Source organism: Microcoleus sp. POL10_C6 (genome assembly GCF_036701585.1).
Classification (GTDB): domain Bacteria; phylum Cyanobacteriota; class Cyanobacteriia; order Cyanobacteriales; family Microcoleaceae; genus Microcoleus.
In genome coordinates, this window is sequence record NZ_JAUBRB010000022.1 from 1 (window position 1) to 22,543 (window position 22,543).

The window sequence follows — 22,543 nt, forward strand, 5'->3', positions numbered from 1 at the left end:
GTGATCAACCGCGCTAACTTGGGTATGGAAGTAATGCACGAGCGCAATGCTCACAACTTCCCGCTTGACTTGGCTGCTGGTGAAACTACTCCCGTAGCTTTGGTTGCTCCTTCTATCAATGGCTAAGTTTTAGTCTAAGATGACAAAAAGCGCTCCTAGTAATAGGGGCGCTTTTTGTTGTTTGGGGAAAAATATTTTTACTGCGAGGATGGGAAGTATAGCGGCCGCCAAGGGAGTTAAATCGAGCTTATTTGAGATGGCAATTCGCGGAGATAAGAGTTCCTCGCTTCTTGTAATTCCTGTTAGGCTGGATGGAGGTCGGGTTCTGCTTGGAGACTCACTCATGATAAATTCAAGTTTCTTTAAACATCACAATACATTCATAATTTTCTAAATCTAGAAATCGGTCAACTTGCAAAGTTCCTATTTGTTCAAATCCCTGTTTTTGGTGAAACATTAGGGAACGAATATTAGCTATTGGCTGGGTAACAATAAACAGCGAAATAAATGAATTTGGAAAAACTTGATAAATTTCTTTATACATAAATCGAGCAACACCTCTACCCATCCAATCTAACTTTGTTGCTACTCTTTCGAGATAAAAATGCCGATCGCTTGTGACTATTTTCTTAAAAACTTCATCTTTCCAGATAATTTTATCCAACATTTCATCAGATATTTTGGGTTGTGATATAGCCACGAATCCCAGAATTTCCCCATCGGTTTTAGCTGACACAAAATATCTGCATGAATTATTTAAGCTTTGGACAATCTCATCTTGAGTAATTTGTGTTAGCAAAAAGCCGCGCTCGATCGACGTATTTTGACTGCGCGCATGAGAATTATGAATATTGACGATCGCCTGTATGTCCTCTCGATCGGCTTCTCTAAAAGTTAGATATTCCATAGCATAGTGTGTAGGAACTCGGACAAGGGGCTTTAAGCCCCTTTCTACATGAGTAGAATTCTACCGCACAACCCTAGCTGCAGCCACTGCAGGCAACATCGCGAGCGTTTTCTTCAAACGCAGCCGTCAGCGCATCATCACCGCTTAAACCCGATGCGATCGCCGTAGTTCGGTATTTGCAAAGCCAAGGAATTACTCAAGTTGCTGAGGTGTATTTTTGCTGTGATACATTTGCGATTGTAACGCTCAGGTTGATCTATTCTAAGAGCTAGATATAGATCGCATACCAGATTTAGTTTTGTAAATATTTTAGGGGGCGATCGCCTTCGGACAATATCATGACTGTAGGTATGTCTGCATTTGTGGGCGATCGCAAATAACTTCCAGGTAGCGTAGCAACTGCTACAGTGTTTCCCAACAAATCGAAGAACTCAATGCTATAACCTGTTTCTAGTCCCTCGACGAGTGCTATTGATTTACCAGTCCTCGCAGTTCCTTAATGTCGATGTGGATTCCTTGACGTTTCAGATATTGGCTCAAGTTAATCTGGATGAATAAATCTTTGAGCTCTTCAGCAATCTCTGCCGGGGGATTGCCAGATAACGCAGTTGCAATTAGACGTTCTGCCATTCGTAATTCGCCACATTCAATCGCTAAAGATGCTGCGCTGCGGTGAAGCACAGAACGAGTGGGTTCAGCATCAAGGGCGCTAGCGATTAAGGCTGCGGCCTGAGTTTCTTGTTCAAAGGCTTGGCGCGTCAATTGTGCAGCCAACTCCAACGCACCTCTTAAGCGGGCGACTGCCGCTGCTTCGGCTAAATCCATTGCTTGTTTGTGGAGCGATTGAATCTGGCTCATTGGAGTACGGTTCCTTGAGGATTTTGCTTGGCACTAATAATAGAAATCGGTCGGCTGAACTCTACTACAATGATATACGCTGGCAAGCCTTGTGCGTCTGAGGCGCGGGTTTGTTCAGTTTTCAGCTTGACTCTAGTATTGATTTGACTTTGATTGCCTTTGCGAATTCCAGAAACCTCTAGCCGAGCCATTCGCTCAAATGGCAGTGTGGTAGCTGAATTTTGACTTCCTAACCAATAGTCAAATCCAGTTCCTTTGCGAGAGCGTTCAATGACTGTGAAATTTGTTAATTGCAAAATTAACAGGAATGCGATTCCATAAGCAGCCTGCTCGGTAGTATATTCTTCGTCATTCCAACATCGTCGGGTTTGCTCGGTGACTGGCTGCCAATCTAACTTGAATGTGGCAGAAAATTCTCCCTCAACTTTAAGTGTTACTCCTGGTTGGTGAGCTTCATCGGTTAGACAAATCGCACCTGCTTCTGCGATCGCGGCTCCAAAGGCAGGTGTAATCGCAGGGAGTCCCTGGCTAAGGCTTTGTAAGTTTAAGATTTGAATCTGACTCAAAGCGACGTTGCTCTATGGAAAGTAGATATTCAATTTTACTCTCAGTTGCGACAATTTGAGTAGATCGCCACTATTTTTAGACGATCGCCTTCCTCGACTTGGGGTCATCATCGCGATTGTACTATTTCCTCTACTTACGCAGCAAAACTATTAACCAGTCTAACTGTAGGTCTGTCTGCACTTGTGGGCGATCGCAAATAACTTCCAGGTAGTGTCGCAACCGCTACAGTGTTTCCCAACAGATCGAAAAACTCAATGCTATAACCTGTTTCTAGTCCTTCAACGTGATGCTGTTCTACAACTGTACCGATATCGCCGGCATAAAGTCCTTCTTCTGGAAGGTTGCACAGCAAGATGACATCTGAATAAAGTTGATAGTTCATAATTCTTCTGATTCGGGAAACTGTTGCTCGTATTGGGCTAGAATTTCTCGAACTGTTTCGGCCGCGATGTCTGATAGGTCTGATTTAGAATAGATAGTCACCAAAACGATCGAATCGCTAGTTTTGAGGTAATAAATAGCACGGTAGCCCGCGCTTTTGCCTTTTTGAATGTCGCTGTTCTTAATTCTAACTTTGAAAATTTCGTACTCCATTCCCGGAATGCGATCGCCCGGAAGTTCCCCCGCTTGAAGTTGTTCGATTACAGGCTGAATGTCGTTGCGAATGTTGCGATAGCGTTTGCCTAAAGTTCGCAAGTCTCTTTGAAATCGGGGGGTGAGTTCAATTTGGATCGCTTGTGGATCAATTGTCATCGATGCCATCCCACAGTTGAGACAAGGGGAGAGTTTGTCCGGTAATTGCCTCATGGAAGCCTTGCTGAATCCCTTCGATGACAGTTTCAGTGGGGTCATCATCGGGATCGATATCAGTGTCTTCGGGTACTAAAACAATAATCCGAACGTGGCTGTGGCTGGCAAGAGCAAGGGGTCGATCGATACAAAGCATCCCTCGATCGTCAATTTTTCCGGTGGTTTCAATCGCTTTCATAGTGTGCCTTCTTTCTGTAGTTCATGTGGTTAATTTAATCTAATGCTTGCGGTAATAATGATTGTAGCCGCTCGACCTTATTTCAAAGGGCAATCACTGATTCACTAATGTTATGTTGCAGTAGGTTGAGCTATCCGAATAGCTGCTGTTTTTTGTGCTTGATTGTAAGGATTGTCTACGTAATAAACCTCTACTTTCTGTTGTGCTTCTAGTTCTTTAACTAGCCTATAGGTGGATGGTACGCTGTAACTCTTACCAGAAAGATGTATTGTTACGAATCTGGAGAGACTGACAAATGCGTTAGGTCGATTCGAGTAATATCCCTCTTGCTCTCTTAACTCTGTGAGAAGTTCACCTTCTGTGATCTCTGTAAAACTTTCTTGAGTAGGGAAACTTTCTTGTATAGCTTCCACCTCTTCTGGACGCAACGTTACCTCATCAACGCTCTTGATTGCCGTATCGATAATCTCAAGTAGTTCCTTAGCTAACTGTTTACCTTTCTCAAGATCGCTATTTGTAAATAAGTTATTGTGTGCTACTTTATGTCTAATTTTTTCAAGTTCCTCCCACTTCTGTTGAAAATTTTTATTCTTGAAAGAGTCTTTAAAAAATCTTTGATAATTGGTTTGGATTTCCTGCTTTAGTTTTCTAATTGCTTCGGGGGTTTCTTCAATCTCAGAGATTTTGGAAATTATGTCTTCTTTACTTGTGAACCCTGTTGAATGAAAGTATATAAGTTTTCCTACATCACTAAAATCAATCAGATAAATCTTGTTATCAATATACTCTGCAAATTCTTTTTCGTTGTTTTTTCTGTCTTTAACCTTCTGTTTGAGATCGTTGGTAGCTGTGTCATCCCACCACTTAGGACTCATTCGTGTCGTCATGAATTTAACAATGTACGCTCGAAGAAGATTTTCAACTTTATATATCAGTGGATAAATTTCACAGGCAATCTGTTCGGAAACTTGATCTATTAAGACATATAGGTGGTTAAATTTTTGTTGCTGTAGAAACTCTACAATTAGCTTCCGTTTTGGCTCCAACCAATCAGAGTTTCCAGTTACCGTCACTAAAAATGCCTGACTGGGTTCTGCATACTTACTGAATTCTTCATCAATTCCTGTGTTAGCTTTGACTCCCTTGACTTCAAGAGTATTAGTGTTCTCAGTTATTCGCAAGTTTGTCTCGTCAAATGACGGCGTTTTCCATAATAAACTCTTCGAGCGAAGTGAATAGAGAAGCTCACACTCTGATAAAATGCTAGATTGTTCAGGTCTATTGAGCGCTAGAATCTCGAACTTTAGGTTGTTATCCATAAGATATATTATGTGGGATATGCTTGAGTTAAGTTACTGAAATCTATCTGCAACTAGCTTACTGATAATGGTCTAGTATCTACTGATTGCCCTTCCTTTTCTCTGCGGGCGAACAAGAGGCTTGCGGCCCTTGTTTTATTAGTAGCATTCTACCACAGAACCCTAAGTGCCACCAATCAGAGCGACATCGCGAGTAATCAGTAAGGTACATCAGGCAAAAACCTGAAAATACCCCCTAAAATCTTGATGTCTAACGCACCCTACATAGCCTTTAAGCATTGTCAGCGATCGCGTGGATTCGTTGAGTCGCATAGTCTCTGTGACCATTGAGGTGGGTGATCGCCTCCCCGCGATTGTACAACGTACCAAATAGGTCGAAAATTCCAAAACCTTGATGTTTGATTTGATATGAAATCGGTTGCCCGGTCGTTACTAAACGCGCCCAATGCTCGCAATTCCAGCCTTGAACACCATAGTTCCATTGCTCGTGAAACGCCGGGACAGAAGCAATTAAATTGGTCAGAATTGCCGATCGATCGAGATAGGGAACTTTCAGGGCATCATGAAAATTATCCCCTAGCTTCTCGATCGCCAAGCGTCCTCGATCTGATGGACTGCCCGATCGCTCCGGCCCCCAACCGATCGCAGACGCATCCGATAGAGCAACGCTGTAATGCCAATGCAAAACGCTATCAAACCGTTGCACTAGGCGACCACATCGACTCGATCGCGGTTGCCAACTTTTAAGAATTTCTTCAATGAGCGCATTATCAGTATTACTGATATTTTGTAACATTGGTAGTTTGTAGTTAATAATTGGTAATCTATCGCTCGTGAGGAATAGGTAATTGCTGATTGATAACAGCCATTACCCATTCCTCATGCTAAACCCTAGCTGCCGCCAATCCGGGCGACATCGCGAGCGTTTTCTTCAAACGCAGCCGTCAGCGCATCATCACCGCTCAAACCCGATGCGATCGCCCTTTCAATAGCCTGCAACACCCGCTTATAATCCCTGGGCATCACCTTCACAAACACCGGCACCATCGAGTCCCAATTTGCCAAAACCTTCGATGCCTTCGCACTTCCAGTCAAATCAAAGTGAGTCTGAATTAACTGCCGCAAATCGCTAATTTCCTCAACATCCTCCAATTTTTCCAAATCCACCATCGACATATTGCAGCGAGTAGCAAAATCCCCCGCCTCATCCAAAATGTAAGCAACACCGCCACTCATACCCGCTGCAAAATTGCGCCCGGTTTCGCCCAAAACTACAACTTTGCCGCCAGTCATGTACTCGCAACCGTGATCGCCCACACCTTCAACTACTGCGTTAACGCCGGAGTTACGCACCCCAAAACGTTCGCCCGCCATCCCTCGGATGAAAACCTCGCCGGATGTCGCGCCGTAAAGCACTACGTTACCGACAATCACGTTTTCCTCTGCGACGAAGGTAGAATCTGGGGACGGATATAGGATGATTTTGCCGCCGCTGAGCCCCTTGCCCAAATAGTCGTTAGCTTCGCCTTCGAGCTCCAGGGTGACTCCCTTGGGCACGAATGCGCCAAAGCTTTGTCCAGCGCTGCCTTGGAAGTGCAGGTGCACCGTGTCATCCGGCAAACCTTCCCAGTTGCGTTTCGTGATTTCGTTGCCGAGAATTGTGCCGACAACGCGGTTGACATTGGTAATCGGCAGTTTGGCGTGGACTTTTTCGCCGTTTTCGATCGCACCTTTGCACAAATCCAACAACACAGTCATATCCATCGACTTTTCCAACCCGTGATCCTGCGCCATCTGACAATAGCGCCCGACATCCGCCCCAACCTCCGGCTGATAAAGGATTTTCGAGAAATCCAAACCCTTAGCCTTCCAGTGTTCCACAGCTTGCTGAGGTTCCAAAACATCAGTCCGCCCCACCATTTCATTCAGCGTGCGGAAGCCCAACTGCGCCATAATTTCCCGGACTTCCTGCGCGATGAAAGTCATAAAGTTTACCGTGTGCTCGGGGTCGCCGGTAAAGTTTTTCCGCAACAGCGGGTCTTGGGTCGCCACACCCACGGGGCAAGTGTTCAGGTGGCAAACGCGCATCATGATGCAGCCCAATGTCACCAGCGGCGCGGTCGCAAAACCGAATTCCTCAGCGCCAAGCAAGGCAGCAATTACTACATCGCGGCCGGTTTTCATTTGACCGTCAGTTTCCACGACAATCCGGCTGCGGAGATTGTTGAGTACCAAAGTCTGATGAGTTTCCGCCAGTCCCAATTCCCAAGGTAAACCCGCGTGTTTGATCGAAGTCTGCGGCGACGCGCCGGTTCCGCCGTCGTAGCCGGAAATCAACACGACATCGGCGTGGGCTTTCGCAACCCCGGCCGCGATCGTCCCGACTCCAACTTCCGACACGAGTTTGACGCTAATCCGCGCTTCCCGGTTGGAATTTTTCAAGTCGTGAATCAATTCGGCCAAATCTTCGATCGAATAAATGTCGTGGTGAGGAGGAGGCGAAATCAATCCCACACCCGGAGTCGAGTTTCGCACCTTCGCAATCCACGGGTATACTTTTTTACCGGGTAACTGTCCGCCTTCACCGGGTTTCGCGCCTTGCGCCATCTTGATTTGCAGTTCCCGCGCTTGGGAAAGGTACAAGCTGGTAACCCCGAAACGCCCGGAAGCAACTTGTTTGATCGCGCTGTTTTTCGAGTCGCCGCGATCGTTCGTCCAAGTGTAGCGATCGGGATCTTCGCCACCTTCACCAGTGTTCGATTTGCCACCAATGCGGTTCATCGCTACTGCTAGCGATTCGTGGGCTTCTTTAGAAATCGAACCATAACTCATCGCCCCAGTTTTAAAGCGTTTGAGAATAGATTCGATCGGCTCAACTTCCTCAATGGGTATCGATTCCCGCTGTTTGAATTGCAACAAACCGCGCAAGGTAAAATGCTGCTGGTTTTGTTCATTAACCAGCCCCGAATACTGTTTGAAAAGCGTATAACTGCCATCGCGCACCGACTTTTGCAGCGCGTGAATTGTCTGCGGGCTAAACAAATGCGCCTCGCCTTCTTTCCGCCACTGATATTCGCCGCCGACATCGAGAGTATGTCCGCTGGCTGGGCGATCGGGGAATGCGTGATTGTGGCGCAGAATTGCTTCTTGGGCGATGACTTCGAGGTCTACACCTTCAATCCGCGAGGCTGTCCAAGCAAAGTATTTATCGACTACGGATTTGTTCAATCCGATCGCCTCAAAAATCTGCGCGCCGCGATAACTTTGAATTGTGGAAATCCCAATTTTTGAGGCAACTTTCGTCACGCCTTTAGTTGCGGCTTTGATGTAGTTTTTGCAAGCAGTTTTGTACTCGACATTTAGCAGCAATCCTTCGCGGATCGAATCGGCGATCGTCTCAAAAGCCAAATAGGGATTAATCGCGCCGCAACCATATCCAATAAGTGTCGCAAAGTGATGCACTTCGCGCGGTTCGCCGGATTCGAGCACGAGTCCCGCCCGCGTGCGCGTACCTTTGCGGATCAAGTGGTGGTGCAGGCCCGCAACTGCCAGCAGCGCCGGAATTGGGGCTTTGTCTGGACTGATACCCCGATCGCTCAAAATGATGATATTCACCCCGGAGGCGATCGCGCTGTCTGCTGCTGCAAAAACCTCTTCTAAGGCTTGTTCTAGACCTTTCACGCCGCTTTTGGGGTCAAACAAAATCGGCACGGTGATGGACTTGAAATTGCCCTCATTTACGTGTTGGAGCTTAGCTAATTCTTCATTGCTGAGAATTGGCGTTTTCAGTTCAATTAAATGACAGCTTTCGGGTTCTGGTTTGAGCAAATTGCGTTCAGCGCCGATCGTAGTTTCGGCAGAAGTTACAATTTCTTCGCGGATAGAATCGATCGGCGGATTGGTAACTTGAGCAAACAACTGCTGGAAGTATTCATAAAGCAGTTTTGGCCGATTGGAAAGCACCGCCAGCGGCGTATCCGCACCCATCGCGCCGACAGCTTCTACGCCATCTTTCGCCATCGGTGCTAACAGCAACCGCAGTTCTTCAAAGGTGTAGCCAAAGGCCATTTGCCGCTGCAATAATGTTTCGGGATGAGATTCTGCTACTGCCGGCGCATCTTTGAGTTTGGCGATTTCGACCATGTGCTGGTCGATCCACTGGCGGTACGGGTGTTGCGAGGCAATTTGATGTTTAATTTCCTCGTCAGAGACGATGCGGCCTTCCTCGGTATTTACCAGGAACATCCGCCCCGGTTGCAAGCGACCTTTTGATACAATTCGTTCAGGGGCGATCGGCAAAACTCCGGCTTCCGATGCCATAATTACCAAGTCGTCTTTGGTAACGCAGTAGCGGGAAGGGCGCAAACCGTTGCGATCGAGCACTGCCCCGATCAAAGTACCATCGGTAAAGGCGATCGAAGCTGGGCCGTCCCAAGGTTCCATCAAGCAAGAATGGTATTCGTAGAAAGCTTTTTTCTCGTCACTCATGGACTCGTGGGCTGTCCAAGGTTCGGGAATCATCATCATTACAGCGTGCGGCAAAGAACGCCCGGCCAAATTCAGCAATTCCAAAGCATTGTCAAAAATCGTCGAGTCGCTGCCTTCGATATTGATTAAATTGGGGATTTTCTTTAAGTCATCGCCGAATAGTTCCGACTCGAACAGCGATTGCCGCGCGTGCATCCAGTTAATGTTGCCGCGCATCGTGTTAATTTCGCCGTTGTGGGCGATGTAGCGGTAAGGGTGCGATCGTTCCCAACTCGGAAAAGTATTCGTGCTGAAGCGCGAGTGAACCAGGGCTAGAGCGCTTTCCATGTCGGGGTCGTGCAGTTCGGGATAGTAATCGCCGACTTGTACCGGCATTAACATACCCTTGTAGACGATCGTCCGGCAGGAGAGTGTGGAATTATACCAGTATGGGTCTGTGTTAGTCCTGCGGATGGCATTGTGAGCCCGTTTGCGGATGACGTACAGTTTCCGCTCGAAAGCCGCCTCGTCAATACCTGCGGCGCGCCGGAGGAACACTTGCTGCATGAAGGGTTCGCTAGATTTGGCGGTGTCGCCGAGGGACGAGTTGTCGGTGGGAACATCGCGCCAGCCGAGAACTTCCTGGCCTTCTTCTGCCGCGATTTCCTCAAAAATGCGTTTGCCGTTTTCGCGTTCAGTTTGATTTGGCGACGAGTAAATCGCGCCAACGCCGTACTCGCCGGCTTCGGGAAGTTCGATGTTTAGGACCGCAGTTACTTTCTTGAGAAACTTGTGGGGCACCTGCATCAAAATCCCCGCCCCGTCTCCGGTGTTGGGTTCGCAGCCGCACGCGCCCCGGTGGTCGAGGTTCAAGAGGATTGTCAGTGCCTGCTCGACAATTTCGTGGGATTTGTTACCCTTCATGTGTACGATGAATCCGACTCCGCAAGCGTCGTGCTCGAACTGCGGATCGTACAGACCTTGCTTTTGTGGCAGTCCGTTGCTGTTCATTTTGATGCTCCTGTCAAAGTGGCGAAAAGATGTTGATCTACAGTAGAGGATGGGATGCCGATCGCTCTAGTATCATGTATTATATGTGGATCTACTCAATTGGGTAGAGCTACCAAAAAATCCCAACTTATTCGATCAAGCGTAAAAAAATAGTTAAAGCCGATAACTTAACTAGGGAACCCGGAGGTTCAAGATTTATGCTTAAAGACTCTTCAATTCTGTGAATTATTAAAGAATTATTAAACCGCAGAGGCCGCAGAGAGCGCAGAGGAAGAAGAGAAGAGAGATGTGTAATTCCGATACCAACTCACATCTTGCACCCTTGTTAATAAGCTTTTCAAGGGCGAGCTTTCCGGCCCAGCCCACAAAATTTACTCTCTGGGGAACAGGCCGGAAAGCCTGTTTTTGAGAAATGAGTTTATAGCATTGTTAATGCGACTGTATCCTCAGCGTCTGGGTGACATTCTCCACCAGCATTTCGCCTTCTCAACAGCAATGAGTATTTCTGAAAAATTGCAAAAAGTCGATCGACTCAAAGCCTGGTTAGATAGCTTTGGGCCGCTTTGTCCCACCCTGGTTGCAGAATTAAAAAAACTCTACGACGTTCGGTTTACTTATCACTGCTTCACAGAACTTAGCCAAACTTATTCAATTCTAACTATTCAACCAGGTTTCATCTCAGAGGGTCTCTAACCAGATGCTAGAAGTTTTGCAACAGCAGTCTCAAGAGCTGGATTAGGATTCACCTTTAATCAATATTCAAGAACCAGCGCCCTTTCTATGAAGATTTGATGTAGATTGGGGCGATCGAGCAAATACCAGGTGACAACAGCTATGTTGGTTTTGCTATGGTTGTTAAGGCAAGTCGATCGGGCTGAGCACAACTCTTGCAAAACTCTACAGTCGGCTAACCAGTCCCCGCAGGTGGGCTTCGGTTTTAACTATATATTAGTTAATCTCAAAAAACAACGTCGTTTACCAAAGGATTCAGCAAGGAATCCTCAAGGAGTGAAAATCATGGTTCAGATTCAAGAAATTTCTCAAGTATCTACCCTGCACGCACCTGCAGCACCCAACGGAATAGCCGCTACAGAATTGCGGCCTTGGGGCTCATTTACGACTCTAGAAGAAGGCCCAGGATATAAAATTAAACGGATCGAAGTTAAGTCGGGACACCGCCTCAGCCTGCAAATGCACCACCACCGCAGCGAACACTGGATTGTGGTTTCAGGTACTGCAAAAGTTACTTGTGGCGAAACGGAACAAGTTCTGTTTACAAATCAGTCTACCTACGTTCCTCAGTGTATTTCTCACCGGCTTGAAAATCCGGGAGTTATCCCCCTGGTTTTAATTGAAGTGCAGAATGGCGAATATCTCGGAGAAGATGATATTGTACGCTTTCAAGACGATTATGCCCGTACAGAAAAGGCTAAGTAACTCAAGTTGCTAAAAATATAGGGGTAAGGTGCGCGGCCCGGCGCACTTTACATGATCCGGGTAAGGTAGACGCCTAGGCACATTCTACATTTTCAAAACTCAACATTACTTCCAAATTACCAATTACCACTTACCAATTACTCATAATGATTCATCTGAGCAAAACAGCAGCAACAGAAGTAACGCGCCTCAAGTCGAAGCATCCAAATCCCAATGCTTTATTTCGTCTTGGCGTGGAATCGAGTGGCTGCTCCGGTTTGTCTTATACAATGGCATTTGACGATGCGCCAGCCCCAGAAGACGCTGTATGCGAGTCGGAGGGAATTGAAGTTGCGATCGACCCCCAGCACTTAAAATATCTCAATGAGCTTACCTTGGATTATTCAGAAGACTTGATGGGCGGAGGTTTCCGATTTCACAACCCCAATGCCGCCCAAAGCTGTAGCTGCGGCAACTCATTTTCGGCTAAGGAATAACCAACCTGTAGGGTGCGTCAGTTGCAGATAATTCTTCAATTCTAAAATCTAAAATAGATTGACGCACCTGACAAAATAAGCAATAACCAATATGATTTAGAGTGCGTCAGTTGCAGATAATTATAAAATTTAAAATCTCACATTTAAAATCTAAAATCTAAAATCTAAAATCTAAAATCGTATGATGACACTCAAAGACTTAGAAAAAGTCCAAAAAACCTTCAAAGAAGCCGGTCAAGACTACCAAGTTGAACTACAAAGCGGGAAGATTATCATTGTGGGCCCGTCAGATATTGTATCTAGTGAAATTGGCATTCGCTTGAGTGCCTTTCTCTTCGTTTGGGTGAATCCCCGCCGTTTGGGTCGAGTTTTTGACTCCGCAGGCGGCTTTATTTTACCTGATGCTAACCTTACAGCACCTGATGTTTCTTTTGTCCGAGCCGCACGTCTCAGGCAAAGTCCCCGTTATTTCGGAGAATTAGTCCCAGACTTGGTAGTAGAAATTAAATCACAGAGCGATCGCATCAAACCGCTAGAAAAAAAGATTCATAATTTCCTAGAACTCGGAGCGCAAGTAGGACTTTTGATCGATCCCGATGAAGAAACTGTAACAGTTTATCGTCAGGAAGGTGAACCGATTGTGTTGGGAAATGAAGATATTTTGACTGTCCCCGAACTTTTCCCTGGTTGGGAATTGCCAATTGCTGAACTGTGGCCGCCAATTTTTACTGAAGCAGAAACTCAAACTGAAGCCTAATAAAGTTTATGCAGGTTTTACATGGCCAGAAATGCGAAAAGCCTCTCTTCTCTTCCTCTGTGTCCTCTGCGCTCTCTGCGGTTAAATAATTCCTATGCAACCGTAAACGATATGAGTGCAATGGAAAAGCTGTCAATCAAGCTGGCGTACCGAGAATCATCCACTGCATTAACTGCTGCCACTCAGGAGATTGAGCGAATAAATCTGCATCGAATTCATTTCCCGCATCCTGCGAAAACTCGGCGAAAGCTTCCGCCCAATTAATTACTGTTTCCACAGGCAAATAAGGCGTATAATTCCAAGAACGCTGCAAAAACTCTACCATCTCAACAGAATGACCGGTGCGGTACAAATACCAAGCAATCCAAACTAAGGTACTGTACTTGATTTGCTTTTCCAACAAACGTATTTTATCCGGCAACTCGGGGCGGGCAAAAAAATTGTCCATCACTGCGGCGAGGGATTTAGCCTGGGGTAAACCTTTGTACATGGCGCTTTGTTCGTGCTGGCGGTAGCAAACAGTTACTTGTTGCAACCACTCTGCTTCGCATCCCATTAAGGCTAAACGCAGCACTAAATCTGTATCTTCTGCCGGGGGAAATCGAGGATCAAATCCGCCGGCGCGCTCTAACCACTGACGGCGAAATACCATCGCGCTGGGTAATACTGGTTTCCACCGCAGCCACATTTCTAAGTCTAAGTTAGGTACATTTTGCCAGGGTTTTACATCTTTTAGCGGTTCGCCTATACTATTAACTAGACGCCAGCCGCTGTGGACGATTCCTAGATTTGGTCGCGCTGCAAATACAGCCATTTGTGCTGCTAATTTGTCGGGTAAAAAGTAGTCGTCAGCATCGAGAAAGGCGATAAATTCTCCTCGCGCTAGCTCGATGCCGTGATTTCTGGCAATCGAAACTCCTTGATTTTGTTGGTAAATGTAGCGAATTCGATCGCCATATTTCTCTAAAACTAATTTGGTATCGTCTCGGGAGCCGTCGTCTACGACAATAATTTCCCAGTTAGTATAGGTTTGGTGCAGAACGCTATCTACGGCTTGGCCGACGTAATCCGCGCAGTTGTAAGCCGGAATTACTACGCTCACCTGCGGAGTGCGATCGCTCGTAACATTACTCATAATTAATTATCTTAAATTCGATTGCGTCTTTATTTTACAATGAGCGTAGGGTGCGTCAGGAACTGACGCACCCAGCAAGGGGTTCTTGTGTTCATTAATTTGGGGTCAAGAATTTGCCAAGGTAAGTTGGTGCGAGTTCAGTATATCTTGGGGGCGAATTGCTGAAGGGTAGCGATCGCCTTTTACCTTCAAATACTTGTCAGCTATTTCCAAAACCTGTTCGGGATTGGCTGGCTTCCTCAAAAAATCGGAAGCACCTGTCAATTTCGCTCGTGTGCGGTCAATTATACTGTCTTGACTGGTCAAAAACACGATCGGAGTTTCCCGAAAAGCAGGTGTCTTTCGCAAAAAATTGCACAAAGCAAAGCCACTTGTCTTCGGCATCACCACGTCCATAAAAATTAAAGCAGGCTTTTGTTTGGCGAGGAGGCCCACTCCCTGCATGGGGTCTTGAATTTTTAGGACTCGATAGCCCTCCGGCAATAAAATTTGCTCTAAAAATTCGCAAACTGTCGGACTGTCATCAATACAAGCAATCAAAGGGCGACCCGGCCCAGCGATAGCTGCGGCCAGGCGCCACTGTTCTATAGGCGACGGCAAGTCTGGTACTGTGCGGAAATTTACTAAACCCTGCTTGATGTAATTGACTAAAGCGCGAGTTGCCACTGTCACGCACTGCTTTTTCTTAAATGCAATATCCCAAAGAGTATTCTCGCCGTTGAATACGTTACCCAAAGCGATCAAAGAATTAGAACTAAATCGATTTTGCTGCAACTGAGCCGACGGTTTTAAAAGCGGTGCTTGTTCTGGATCTACCAACCACAAACCCATTGCTTTCCACTTCTGCCAAATTTCTTCTGTACAACACAGAACTTTCTCTACTTCTGTTAAAGACAGCAGCAAAGAAGAGGTAATTGTAGAAAAATATTTCTGGGACGGACGCCACTCCCGGCGCAAACCCGATTGACCGATCAGAGCAAATAACACTTCGGAAAGGCTGGTGTGGACGATCGCCCTAGCTTGTTCCAGGCTCATTTCGCTGGCTGCTATCCCTCGCTGAAGCAGTTGATATTCCCACAGTTCTCCAGCATCGAGGTCTCTGAGATCCACTTGAAAGTTTCGACAGTGTTGCCCGATCGCCCTGTACCAGCGCCTCGCTCTGTGCGCTCCTCCCGTGGCATACACCAAACTACCCTGAAAAAAGTAAAGTTGCCACTGTTGTTCCCCTTGCTCTAACACCAGTTTCCCCGTTGCTTGTTTCTGGCTGAGTACAGCCAGAGTATGGGACAACATTTTGTATCCGATTGCGGTAGCAGACATATCAACTCGCATCCCCTGTACTCTGTTTGTACCATTATATAGCTGCTGAGTTTTCAAAGATAACAGTAATTTTACTGAATTTGGGTTAAAAAACACCACTAATTGTGAGAATTTAACCCTCTTAGGGAGTGATTCCCCCCAGGAGTTTTAGCCATGAGGACGTAACGGCTATTTGCCCTATTAACTAATAACTAAAATCAGGATTCTAACTAATAATTAATTGCCCTCGCTATCTGGGGGAGGTACTGGATCGTAACCCCCTGGATGAAAAGGATGACAGCGCAAAATCCGCTTAACTGCCATCGAACCGCCGCGGGCCGCCCCAAATCTTTCTATTGCTTCGATCGCGTATTGCGAACAAGTTGGCTGAAATCTACAGGCGTTAGGCAGGTAAGGAGAAATCCCCATTTTGTAGCCTCGGATTAATCCGATCAGCAATATTTTCACAATTTTTACCTCAGCGATTGATTAGATTAATAGGCCAATCTCGTCCCGTACCGCTGTAAGCTAGGTGCATCGAGAGCATTCCCAGCGGTTAGAGTTCCGCCAACTTTTCCCGTACCAATTATACCTTTTTTCATTTTTATTTTAGATACTTAAATCACAATTTGAGGAGATAATATGGTACTTGTCTCTGAGTTGGCTACTTGACCGATACCTAAAAAATTACCGTCTCGATCGTAAACCTGCAAGGGATAGGGAGGTTGGGGTATTGGGTTGTGGGGGGGATGGTTGCTACTTTCCTCATAGGGCCCGATCGACGTTTCGGGAATCGGGAGGCGCTGTCCTTGAAACCAGCGTTTGGTATATTCAGGGGAAAGGACGATCGCGCCTAAATGTCCCAAAACCGCCGATGGCAAAATCGGGCAAAATTTATTCTCCTGCAATTGCAGTTCTAATTCTTCAAAACTGAGACTTTGGTCGATCGAGAAACCGCTACTTTCGGTGCGAGTCAAACAAGCCAAAGTACCGCCTGTATTCAACACAGCGCCCAAATCCCGTGCGATCGCCCGAATGTAAGTACCCGCCCCGCAGGCGATCGACAAATCCAATTCAGGAAAATCCCCCGGCCGCCAATCCAAGATTTCCAGCCGAAAAACCTCGACTTTCCTAGCAGCAACTTCCACAGTTTCGCCTTTTCTAGCTAACTCATAAAGGCGTTTTCCTCCCACCTGAACCGCACTAAAACTCGGCGGAAATTGCTCGATTTTTCCTAGGAAATTTGGCATTGCAGATTGCACTTGTTCCAAACTCAACTCTGGCACCGGTCGAGAATGGAGAATTTCTCCTTCTAAATCGTCAGTAGCAGTAGTTAAGCCAAACCGAATCGTGCCTCGGTAAGCTTTATTGTGTTGGAGATATTGCAGCAGTCTGGTTGCTTTGCCCAGGGCGATCGGTAAAACGCCAGTCACAGCAGGATCGAGGGTTCCTCCGTGTCCGACTCGCTTGAGTTTTAATAGCCGGCGCACTCGCCCCACGCAGTCGTGAGAAGTCATGCCCGCAGGTTTGTTGAGATTGAGAAAACCGTCAGTAGTCATTAGGAAGAAGGAAGAGGGAAGTTCGGCAACGGATTGTGTAACGGATGTAACGGATATAACGGATGTCAGGAAGAGGGAAGATGGAAGATGGAAGATGAAAAGTTTTGATCTTGATTTTTTTCGGATCGCGAAAGCTAACGTTACTTGCAACGCAAAAGCGGTTTTTAGTTAAAAAGTTCAACATTGAAAACTTAAAACTACAAACTACCCGCCAGCCCAATTATCAATTCCCAATTCCCAATTTCCAATTAAAGAATAAAGTCTGCCTGACTGATAGAAGCGCGGGCAACTCCGAATAAAGTAGCCAGAGTTTCCTTGGTGCTTGTAAGCTGAATAATTGTACTGGGCGAAGTTCCTGCCCCAGCGGCAATGGTGAGTTCGCCAAAAGTAAGGCCGGCAGTCAAGCGAATTCGATCCGTACCATCAGTAAAATCTGTAATCACATCCCCGTCTGCCAAACGCCCGATCGCAAAAGTATCGTTTCCGGTGCCGCCAGTTAAAGTATCTTGGCCGCGATCGCCCGATAAACAGTCATTGCCGATGCCACCAAACAGCGAGTCATCGCCGGCACCCCCAAAAAGCGAGTCATCGCCCGCGCCTCCCAACAAAGTATCGGTGTCTTGGTTGCCAAACAGCAAATCATTGCCATCGCCGCCCAGCATTGAGTCAGAACCTTTGCCACCGTAGAAAGTATCGTCGCCGGCGCCACCCAAAACGCTGTCGCGGCCCGCACCGCCGAACAGCAAATCATCGCCAACGTCCCCCAGCAGTGAGTCATCACCGTCGCCGCCGTAGAGGGAATCGTCTGCGCCTAAGCCCAAAATGCTGTCAGGGCCACCCAAACCAAATATCAAGTTAGCGCCCGCAGTACCTCTGAGGGAGTCGGGGCTGCTGGTGCCGCGAGTGCCGCCAGGTGCCCCGGAGGGACTGGTACCGCCGCCGGTGGGGGTTGGGGTTGTGACGGGAATTGGTCGAATTGGCACTGCTGATGGCATGATTCTGAAGATGGGTAGAAATTTGCCATTCTAACTTAGCCTAAAACCGGAAGTTATAAGCTCGCCAACCGCCCAGATCAGAAATATCGATCGCATCCGCCACAGCATAAGGTTCGCACAAAAAGCCCTGCACCGTGGAGCCGTCCTCCAACACGAGCGTACCAATTCCCAGCGGCGGGGGAATTTTAGCGACAAATCCGCCGAAAGCGGAGATCGACAACTCCCAAACTTCCACCTCGATCGCGCTACCGCCCTCTATCTGACGCACCAATCCCGGCTTGCCCAGAGCAGTACCCGTCAAAGCGTACAGCTTGTAAATCGGGCTGGTACGGCAGGCGCGAACCAAAATGCCTCCCCCCTCGATTAGCTGGTAATTCAGCGGCTCACCGCTCAAATGAGCGCCAACTACGGCTATTTTGACTCGTTCTTCTGAGGAAGATTTTGCTGCAATGGCGGGTTCCGGGACGGTGGGCAGCGGTAGGTCGGTTGCGCCCAAAGTTCCCCCCAAGCTAGCGTGGAAAGCAGAGCCCAAATGGCAGAGCGATAAATCGTGCCACGCAGGAGCCATCAGTGTCAATCCTGCGGGCAATCCGCTGCTTTGAAACCCGCTGGGAACTGCGATCGCGCACAAATCGAGCAAATTCGCAAAGTTCGTGTAGCGGCCGAGATTGGTGTTGAGCGCGATCGGCTCGGCTGCAACTTCTGCGACAGTATAAATCGTACCTGTCGTGGGTACCGCCAACACATCCATTGACTGCCACTGAATTTCTGCAAGCTTGCGGAGCTCGGCCAACCGGTACGACGCGCGGTAGGCAGAGACGGCATCGTAGCGTTTGCCGCCGCTGATAATTTCGTAGACGATCGGATCGATATCCTCTGGGTGCGCGTCGAGGAAATCGCCGATCGCGGCCAACCTTTCTGCTACCCAAGGCCCGCCGTAGAGCAATTCGGCAGCATCCGCAAAGGGTTTGAAGTCAATAGGTGCGATCATGCAGCCTAAAGATTGCAAGCGCGCGATCGCCTCTCTGTAGCGCTGTTCTGCTTCTGCATTCCCGAAAAATTCGAGTTTGCCGTCTCCGGGAACTCCCACCCGCAAGCGGGATAAATCCGGCAAAACTTTCGTTTCAGGGTGACGAGAAAACGCATCCTCAGCGTCAAAACCGCTGGCTACTTGCAGCACGGAGGCCGCATCCGCACAGGTGAGAGCGAACACAGAAACGCAATCGAGCGATCGCACTGCCGGCAGCAGGCCGCGAGTGCCGATCGAGCCGCAACTTGGCTTTAGCCCGACAATGTTGGTAAAAGCAGCGGGAACCCTCCCAGATCCTGCGGTATCGGTACCCAGAGCAAAACTCACCAATCCGGCGGAGACTGCTGCTGCGGAACCGGAACTCGATCCGCCCGGAATGTAGCGCCGATCGAACGGATTGCGGCAAACTCCATAAGGCGTGCGGGTTCCCACTAATCCTGTGGCAAATTGATCCATGTTTGTTTTGCCGATCGCGATCGCACCTGCCGCGCACAAACGCTCTACGACTGCGGACGATCGCGCTGGAGTGCTAGCAAACTGCGGACATCCCGCCGTAGTCGGAACGCCCGCCCAATCGAGATTATCTTTGATCGCAAAAGGTATCCCGTAAAGCGGCAACTGCTGCGGGTCTAGGTTTTCCAAAGCTTTGGCGCGTTCGAGGGTTTCCGCCTGCGGTGCTAAATAAATCCATATTGCCGGATCTGCATAGCGTTCGATACGATCGTACACGCTCGCGATCGCATCTGCAGGCGCGATCGAGCCGGTGCGGTAGCGATCGAGTAGCGAATGAATGTCGAGACTGTTGCTGTAGTTAAATTTTTCCATAATGCACCGTCAGTCGATTTTAGATTTTAGATTTTAGATTTTAGATTGAAGATTTGACTTCATATCATTTCTGGTTATATGAGGATGATTTAACCGCAGAGAACGCAGAGAACGCAGAGGGAGATCGGAGAGAGATGAATCATTCCAATGCTAACGGATTTGACTTCACAGGCTGTGTTAGGCGATCGTTATTACAAATAGGATGTTAGTTTACCGCATTGTCGATCGCCTCCGCATCCAGTCTAGGACTCGAACTATTTCTTGAGAAATATTCAACCATGACCTTGCGGGTTGCGTCTTTTTGTGCAGGTAAACTTCGCGATTTCCAATCGCCCCATCTCATCGCCCGGTTTAATATTCCAAAAATTTTAATTTTACAAATTCGAGAAAAACAGTTTTTTGTAACATTTTACACATTTTCGCATCAAGTTTGCTGTTACCGTTTGAAACGTAGCAATCTAGTAAGATTGCAAACTACAGTATGCTTACCTTTCAAAAAGCTAAGTGCATTGCTGTTACTGACAGTCTCGAATAACTCCTTGGGTTGCAAACAGGACTTATACAGACAAAAACCGAAAAAATTTAACCGCTTCTAGGGTTCCGATTTGAATCAGTTTCTAACTCAGCTTAGACAGTTCAAGTGCTGGTCCGAGAGAAGCAGACTGGTTGTCCCAATATTTTAATGTTAGGGAAACACTAGCCAGTTACACGGCGGGATAAAAGCCCGGGAGAAACGCGATCGGTCAGCAAGACTCGGTTCGTTAGCTCTCGGGCTTTATCCTTGTATATCAGGGGGGTTTGCGGAAGCTAAGGAAGCCAAAGAAGGTGCAAAAGCTCGATCGACATATTCACCTCTAACCAGCAACGAGAATCTGCTATGAATATCCGATATTGCTCCCCCAAAATAACGCGATCGCCCTTATCATACTGCGCCATATTTTTCATCACCTTGTTTTTCGCTGTCGGCTGCGTCAACCCGGCAATTTATATCAAAACCACGACTGAAACCGAAGCAGCTTCTTCAGTAAGTGCTGATGCAGTTAGCCTCGGATTCAGCGCGTGGCCCGGCTGGTTTCCTTGGCAAATTGCCAAAGAGCAAAAGATATTTGAAGCCAACAATGTTGCTGTAGACTTAAAATGGTTTGACGGTTACTTAGAATCGATCAGCACCCTCACAGCAGGACAGATAAATGCTAACAGCCAAACCCTCGGCGATACAGTAAACTCTATATCCGGCGGTGCCGACCAAGTAATTGTTTTAGTCAACGACAACTCGACGGGAAATGACAAAGTGATTGTCGCCGAAGGCATCAATTCCGTTGCCGATTTAAAAGGAAAAAAAGTGGCAGCAGAGGAAGGGACAGTCGATCACTTTCTATTACTGTTAGGGCTGAGAAAAGCAGGTTTATCAGTGCAAGATATTCAATTTGTACCGCTGGAAACCGGCAAAGCTGCGGCGGCTTTCGTCGGAGGACAAGTCGATGCGGTGGCAGTATTTGCGCCGTTTACCACCCAGGCATTAAAACGATCGAACAGCAAGGAACTGTTTAGTTCCAAAGATTTTCCGGGGGCGATTTCTGACCATTTGGTATTCACCCGAAAGTTTATCGGCGAACACCCCGATCGAGTGCAAGCCCTGGTCAATTCATGGTTTGCAACATTGGAATACATGAAAGCCAATAAAGAGAAATCTTACGAGATTCTCGCCAACCGCGCCGGAGTTAGCGTTGAGGAATACAAAGAATATGAAAACGGCACTCAGATATTTACGATCGAGGAAAACTTGAAAGCCTTTCAACCGGGAAATGACATGACATCATTGCAGTTTGCGGCGGGAGAAATGACTAAATTTCTCGTAGATGTAAATTTAGCCAAAACCCAACCAGATATCAGCACATTATTTGACGATCGCTTTATCAAAGCTTATGCAGAAGGTAAAAGCTAAAAGGCATAATTTACGATTGTGCATACACAAAAAAACCTAAAAAAAAATACTTTTTATAATCCCCAAAATCTACTTCAATTAATCGCTCAACTGTTCTGCAATTAAATCATGCCACCAAACCCCGATCCGCGATCGATCCAATCCCACCTCAAGCAAAAAAGCCTAAATCCCACCGTTTTCTGGCGGATTGCGGAAGAGATACCACAACCCCTCAATATTGGGTTAACGGTAACATCGATCGCACTGCCGCTGCTGGTATGGTGGCTAGTAACAACTTTCGCCGATGTAGACCCCAAATTTTTGCCTTCCCCCGGCAAAGTGTTAGAAGCATTCGGCCGACTGTGGAACACTCGCGAACTTTTGAAAGACACGGTAGCGAGTTTGTGGCGAGTGGGAGTGGGCTTTCTGTTCGCCTTGGTTTTTTCCATACCAATTGGCGTGCTGATGGGCAGTTTTTCCAGTATTCGTGCCTTGCTTGAACCCATGTTCGGCTTGATGCGATATATGCCCGCACCAGCATTCATTCCCCTGCTAATTCTCTACTTGGGCATCGGCGAAGAACCCAAAATAATGCTGATATTTATCGGCGTCTTTTTCTTCAATTCGCTGATGGTGATGGATACAGTCAAGTTTGTTCCCAAAGACTTGATCGAATCTACTTATATGTTGGGCGGGAATCGCTGGGAAATCCTAACTCAAGTTATTTTTCCCCACGTTTTGCCTGGAATTCTTGATGCTAGCCGCATCAACCTAGCTGCGGCTTGGCAATTGGTAATCGTCTCGGAATTGATTGCTGCAACCGAAGGCTTAGGCCGCCGGATCAGCGTCGCCGGTCGATTTCTCCGAACCGATGAAATATTTGTGGGGCTGATTGTCATTGGGGCGATCGGACTGACTTTTGACTTGCTTTTTCAATATCTGCTGCGGGTTTCTTGTAAATGGTCAAGCCAGAAACAGTAAGCAGATGT

22 protein-coding genes, 1 pseudogene and 1 riboswitch are annotated in these 22,543 nt (G+C 47.3%); of the genes and pseudogenes, 7 read left to right on the plus strand and 16 right to left on the minus strand.

What is annotated here, in order from left to right; all coding sequences use genetic code 11:
- Positions 1-126, plus strand: a pseudogene (locus tag QUA34_RS14325) (photosystem II q(b) protein); the annotation flags it as partial.
- Between the two features lie 226 nt (positions 127-352).
- Here the strand turns inward: QUA34_RS14325 and QUA34_RS14330 are convergent.
- From QUA34_RS14330 to gltB, 10 genes are all read right to left on the minus strand, one after another.
- Positions 353-907, minus strand: coding sequence for a GNAT family N-acetyltransferase (locus QUA34_RS14330; RefSeq protein WP_333387550.1), 555 nt, complete (start codon positions 905-907; stop codon positions 353-355).
- A 292-nt stretch (positions 908-1,199) separates the two neighbouring features.
- Positions 1,200-1,328: a hypothetical protein gene (locus QUA34_RS14335; RefSeq protein WP_333387552.1), complete on the minus strand. Its 129-nt coding sequence runs from the start codon at positions 1,326-1,328 to the stop codon at positions 1,200-1,202.
- Between the two features lie 47 nt (positions 1,329-1,375).
- Positions 1,376-1,765: a hypothetical protein gene (locus QUA34_RS14340; RefSeq protein WP_333154503.1), complete on the minus strand. Its 390-nt coding sequence runs from the start codon at positions 1,763-1,765 to the stop codon at positions 1,376-1,378.
- Positions 1,762-2,331, minus strand: a complete 570-nt coding sequence (locus QUA34_RS14345) for a hypothetical protein (protein ID WP_333387554.1) — start codon at positions 2,329-2,331, stop codon at positions 1,762-1,764. Before QUA34_RS14345 ends, QUA34_RS14340 begins: the two co-directional genes overlap by 4 nt.
- Before the next feature lie 134 nt (positions 2,332-2,465).
- Complete coding sequence (locus QUA34_RS14350; RefSeq protein WP_333146878.1) at positions 2,466-2,714, minus strand: DUF4926 domain-containing protein; 249 nt, start codon at positions 2,712-2,714, stop codon at positions 2,466-2,468.
- Positions 2,711-3,085: a type II toxin-antitoxin system RelE/ParE family toxin gene (locus QUA34_RS14355; protein ID WP_333387556.1), complete on the minus strand. Its 375-nt coding sequence runs from the start codon at positions 3,083-3,085 to the stop codon at positions 2,711-2,713. The genes QUA34_RS14350 and QUA34_RS14355 overlap by 4 nt, the downstream gene beginning before the upstream one ends.
- Positions 3,075-3,320 carry a type II toxin-antitoxin system RelN family antitoxin gene (locus tag QUA34_RS14360; protein WP_333154507.1) on the minus strand — a complete coding sequence of 82 codons (246 nt, stop codon included), beginning with the start codon at positions 3,318-3,320 and terminating at the stop codon, positions 3,075-3,077. Before QUA34_RS14360 ends, QUA34_RS14355 begins: the two co-directional genes overlap by 11 nt.
- Positions 3,321-3,430: 110 nt before the next feature.
- The gene (locus QUA34_RS14365; protein ID WP_333154508.1) at positions 3,431-4,639 is read right to left on the minus strand and encodes a Swt1 family HEPN domain-containing protein; all 1,209 of its coding nucleotides are present in this window, start codon (positions 4,637-4,639) and stop codon (positions 3,431-3,433) included.
- A 271-nt stretch (positions 4,640-4,910) separates the two neighbouring features.
- Positions 4,911-5,435, minus strand: coding sequence for a hypothetical protein (locus QUA34_RS14370; protein WP_333154509.1), 525 nt, complete (start codon positions 5,433-5,435; stop codon positions 4,911-4,913).
- A 95-nt stretch (positions 5,436-5,530) separates the two neighbouring features.
- Entirely contained in the window at positions 5,531-10,117 is a 4,587-nt protein-coding gene (gltB, locus tag QUA34_RS14375) for a glutamate synthase large subunit (protein WP_333387558.1), read from the minus strand.
- A 432-nt stretch (positions 10,118-10,549) separates the two neighbouring features.
- On the opposite strand from gltB, the gene QUA34_RS14380 reads away from it, so the two are divergent.
- The 4 genes from QUA34_RS14380 (at position 10,550) to QUA34_RS14395 (ending at position 12,787) form a co-directional block, all read left to right on the plus strand.
- Entirely contained in the window at positions 10,550-10,810 is a 261-nt protein-coding gene (locus tag QUA34_RS14380; protein ID WP_333387560.1) for a hypothetical protein, read from the plus strand.
- A gap of 324 nt (positions 10,811-11,134) precedes the next feature.
- Positions 11,135-11,554: a phosphomannose isomerase type II C-terminal cupin domain gene (locus tag QUA34_RS14385; RefSeq protein ID WP_333055108.1), complete on the plus strand. Its 420-nt coding sequence runs from the start codon at positions 11,135-11,137 to the stop codon at positions 11,552-11,554.
- A gap of 146 nt (positions 11,555-11,700) precedes the next feature.
- On the plus strand, positions 11,701-12,030 hold the full coding sequence (locus QUA34_RS14390; RefSeq protein ID WP_006630924.1) for a HesB/IscA family protein: 330 nt from the start codon (positions 11,701-11,703) through the stop codon (positions 12,028-12,030).
- A 184-nt stretch (positions 12,031-12,214) separates the two neighbouring features.
- Positions 12,215-12,787, plus strand: coding sequence for a Uma2 family endonuclease (locus QUA34_RS14395; RefSeq protein WP_333387709.1), 573 nt, complete (start codon positions 12,215-12,217; stop codon positions 12,785-12,787).
- Positions 12,788-12,923: 136 nt separating this feature from the next.
- On the opposite strand, the gene QUA34_RS14400 is transcribed toward QUA34_RS14395, so the two are convergent.
- The 6 genes from QUA34_RS14400 to atzF all read right to left on the minus strand — a co-directional run bounded on the left by QUA34_RS14400 (position 12,924) and on the right by atzF (position 19,630).
- Positions 12,924-13,922 carry a glycosyltransferase gene (locus QUA34_RS14400; RefSeq protein ID WP_333387563.1) on the minus strand — a complete coding sequence of 333 codons (999 nt, stop codon included), beginning with the start codon at positions 13,920-13,922 and terminating at the stop codon, positions 12,924-12,926.
- 105 nt (positions 13,923-14,027) lie between these two features.
- Entirely contained in the window at positions 14,028-15,242 is a 1,215-nt protein-coding gene (locus QUA34_RS14405) for a response regulator (RefSeq protein WP_333214213.1), read from the minus strand.
- A gap of 216 nt (positions 15,243-15,458) precedes the next feature.
- Positions 15,459-15,689 (minus strand): membrane protein insertion efficiency factor YidD, encoded by a 231-nt coding sequence (yidD, locus tag QUA34_RS14410; protein ID WP_333387565.1) that lies wholly within the window; start codon positions 15,687-15,689, stop codon positions 15,459-15,461.
- A 149-nt stretch (positions 15,690-15,838) separates the two neighbouring features.
- Positions 15,839-16,780, minus strand: coding sequence for a tRNA pseudouridine(55) synthase TruB (truB, locus tag QUA34_RS14415; protein ID WP_333387568.1), 942 nt, complete (start codon positions 16,778-16,780; stop codon positions 15,839-15,841).
- Positions 16,781-17,028: 248 nt separating this feature from the next.
- Positions 17,029-17,775 carry a calcium-binding protein gene (locus tag QUA34_RS14420; RefSeq protein WP_333387571.1) on the minus strand — a complete coding sequence of 249 codons (747 nt, stop codon included), beginning with the start codon at positions 17,773-17,775 and terminating at the stop codon, positions 17,029-17,031.
- 40 nt (positions 17,776-17,815) lie between these two features.
- Positions 17,816-19,630 (minus strand): allophanate hydrolase, encoded by a 1,815-nt coding sequence (gene atzF, locus QUA34_RS14425; protein WP_333387573.1) that lies wholly within the window; start codon positions 19,628-19,630, stop codon positions 17,816-17,818.
- Positions 19,631-20,211: 581 nt separating this feature from the next.
- Positions 20,212-20,363, plus strand: a riboswitch (guanidine-I (ykkC/yxkD leader).
- Between the two features lie 144 nt (positions 20,364-20,507).
- On the opposite strand from atzF, the gene QUA34_RS14430 reads away from it, so the two are divergent.
- Together QUA34_RS14430 and QUA34_RS14435 are read left to right on the plus strand one after the other, a co-directional pair.
- Entirely contained in the window at positions 20,508-21,575 is a 1,068-nt protein-coding gene (locus QUA34_RS14430) for an ABC transporter substrate-binding protein (RefSeq protein ID WP_333387575.1), read from the plus strand.
- A 108-nt stretch (positions 21,576-21,683) separates the two neighbouring features.
- Positions 21,684-22,535 carry an ABC transporter permease gene (locus QUA34_RS14435; RefSeq protein WP_333330948.1) on the plus strand — a complete coding sequence of 284 codons (852 nt, stop codon included), beginning with the start codon at positions 21,684-21,686 and terminating at the stop codon, positions 22,533-22,535.
- Positions 22,536-22,543: the final 8 nt, after the last annotated feature.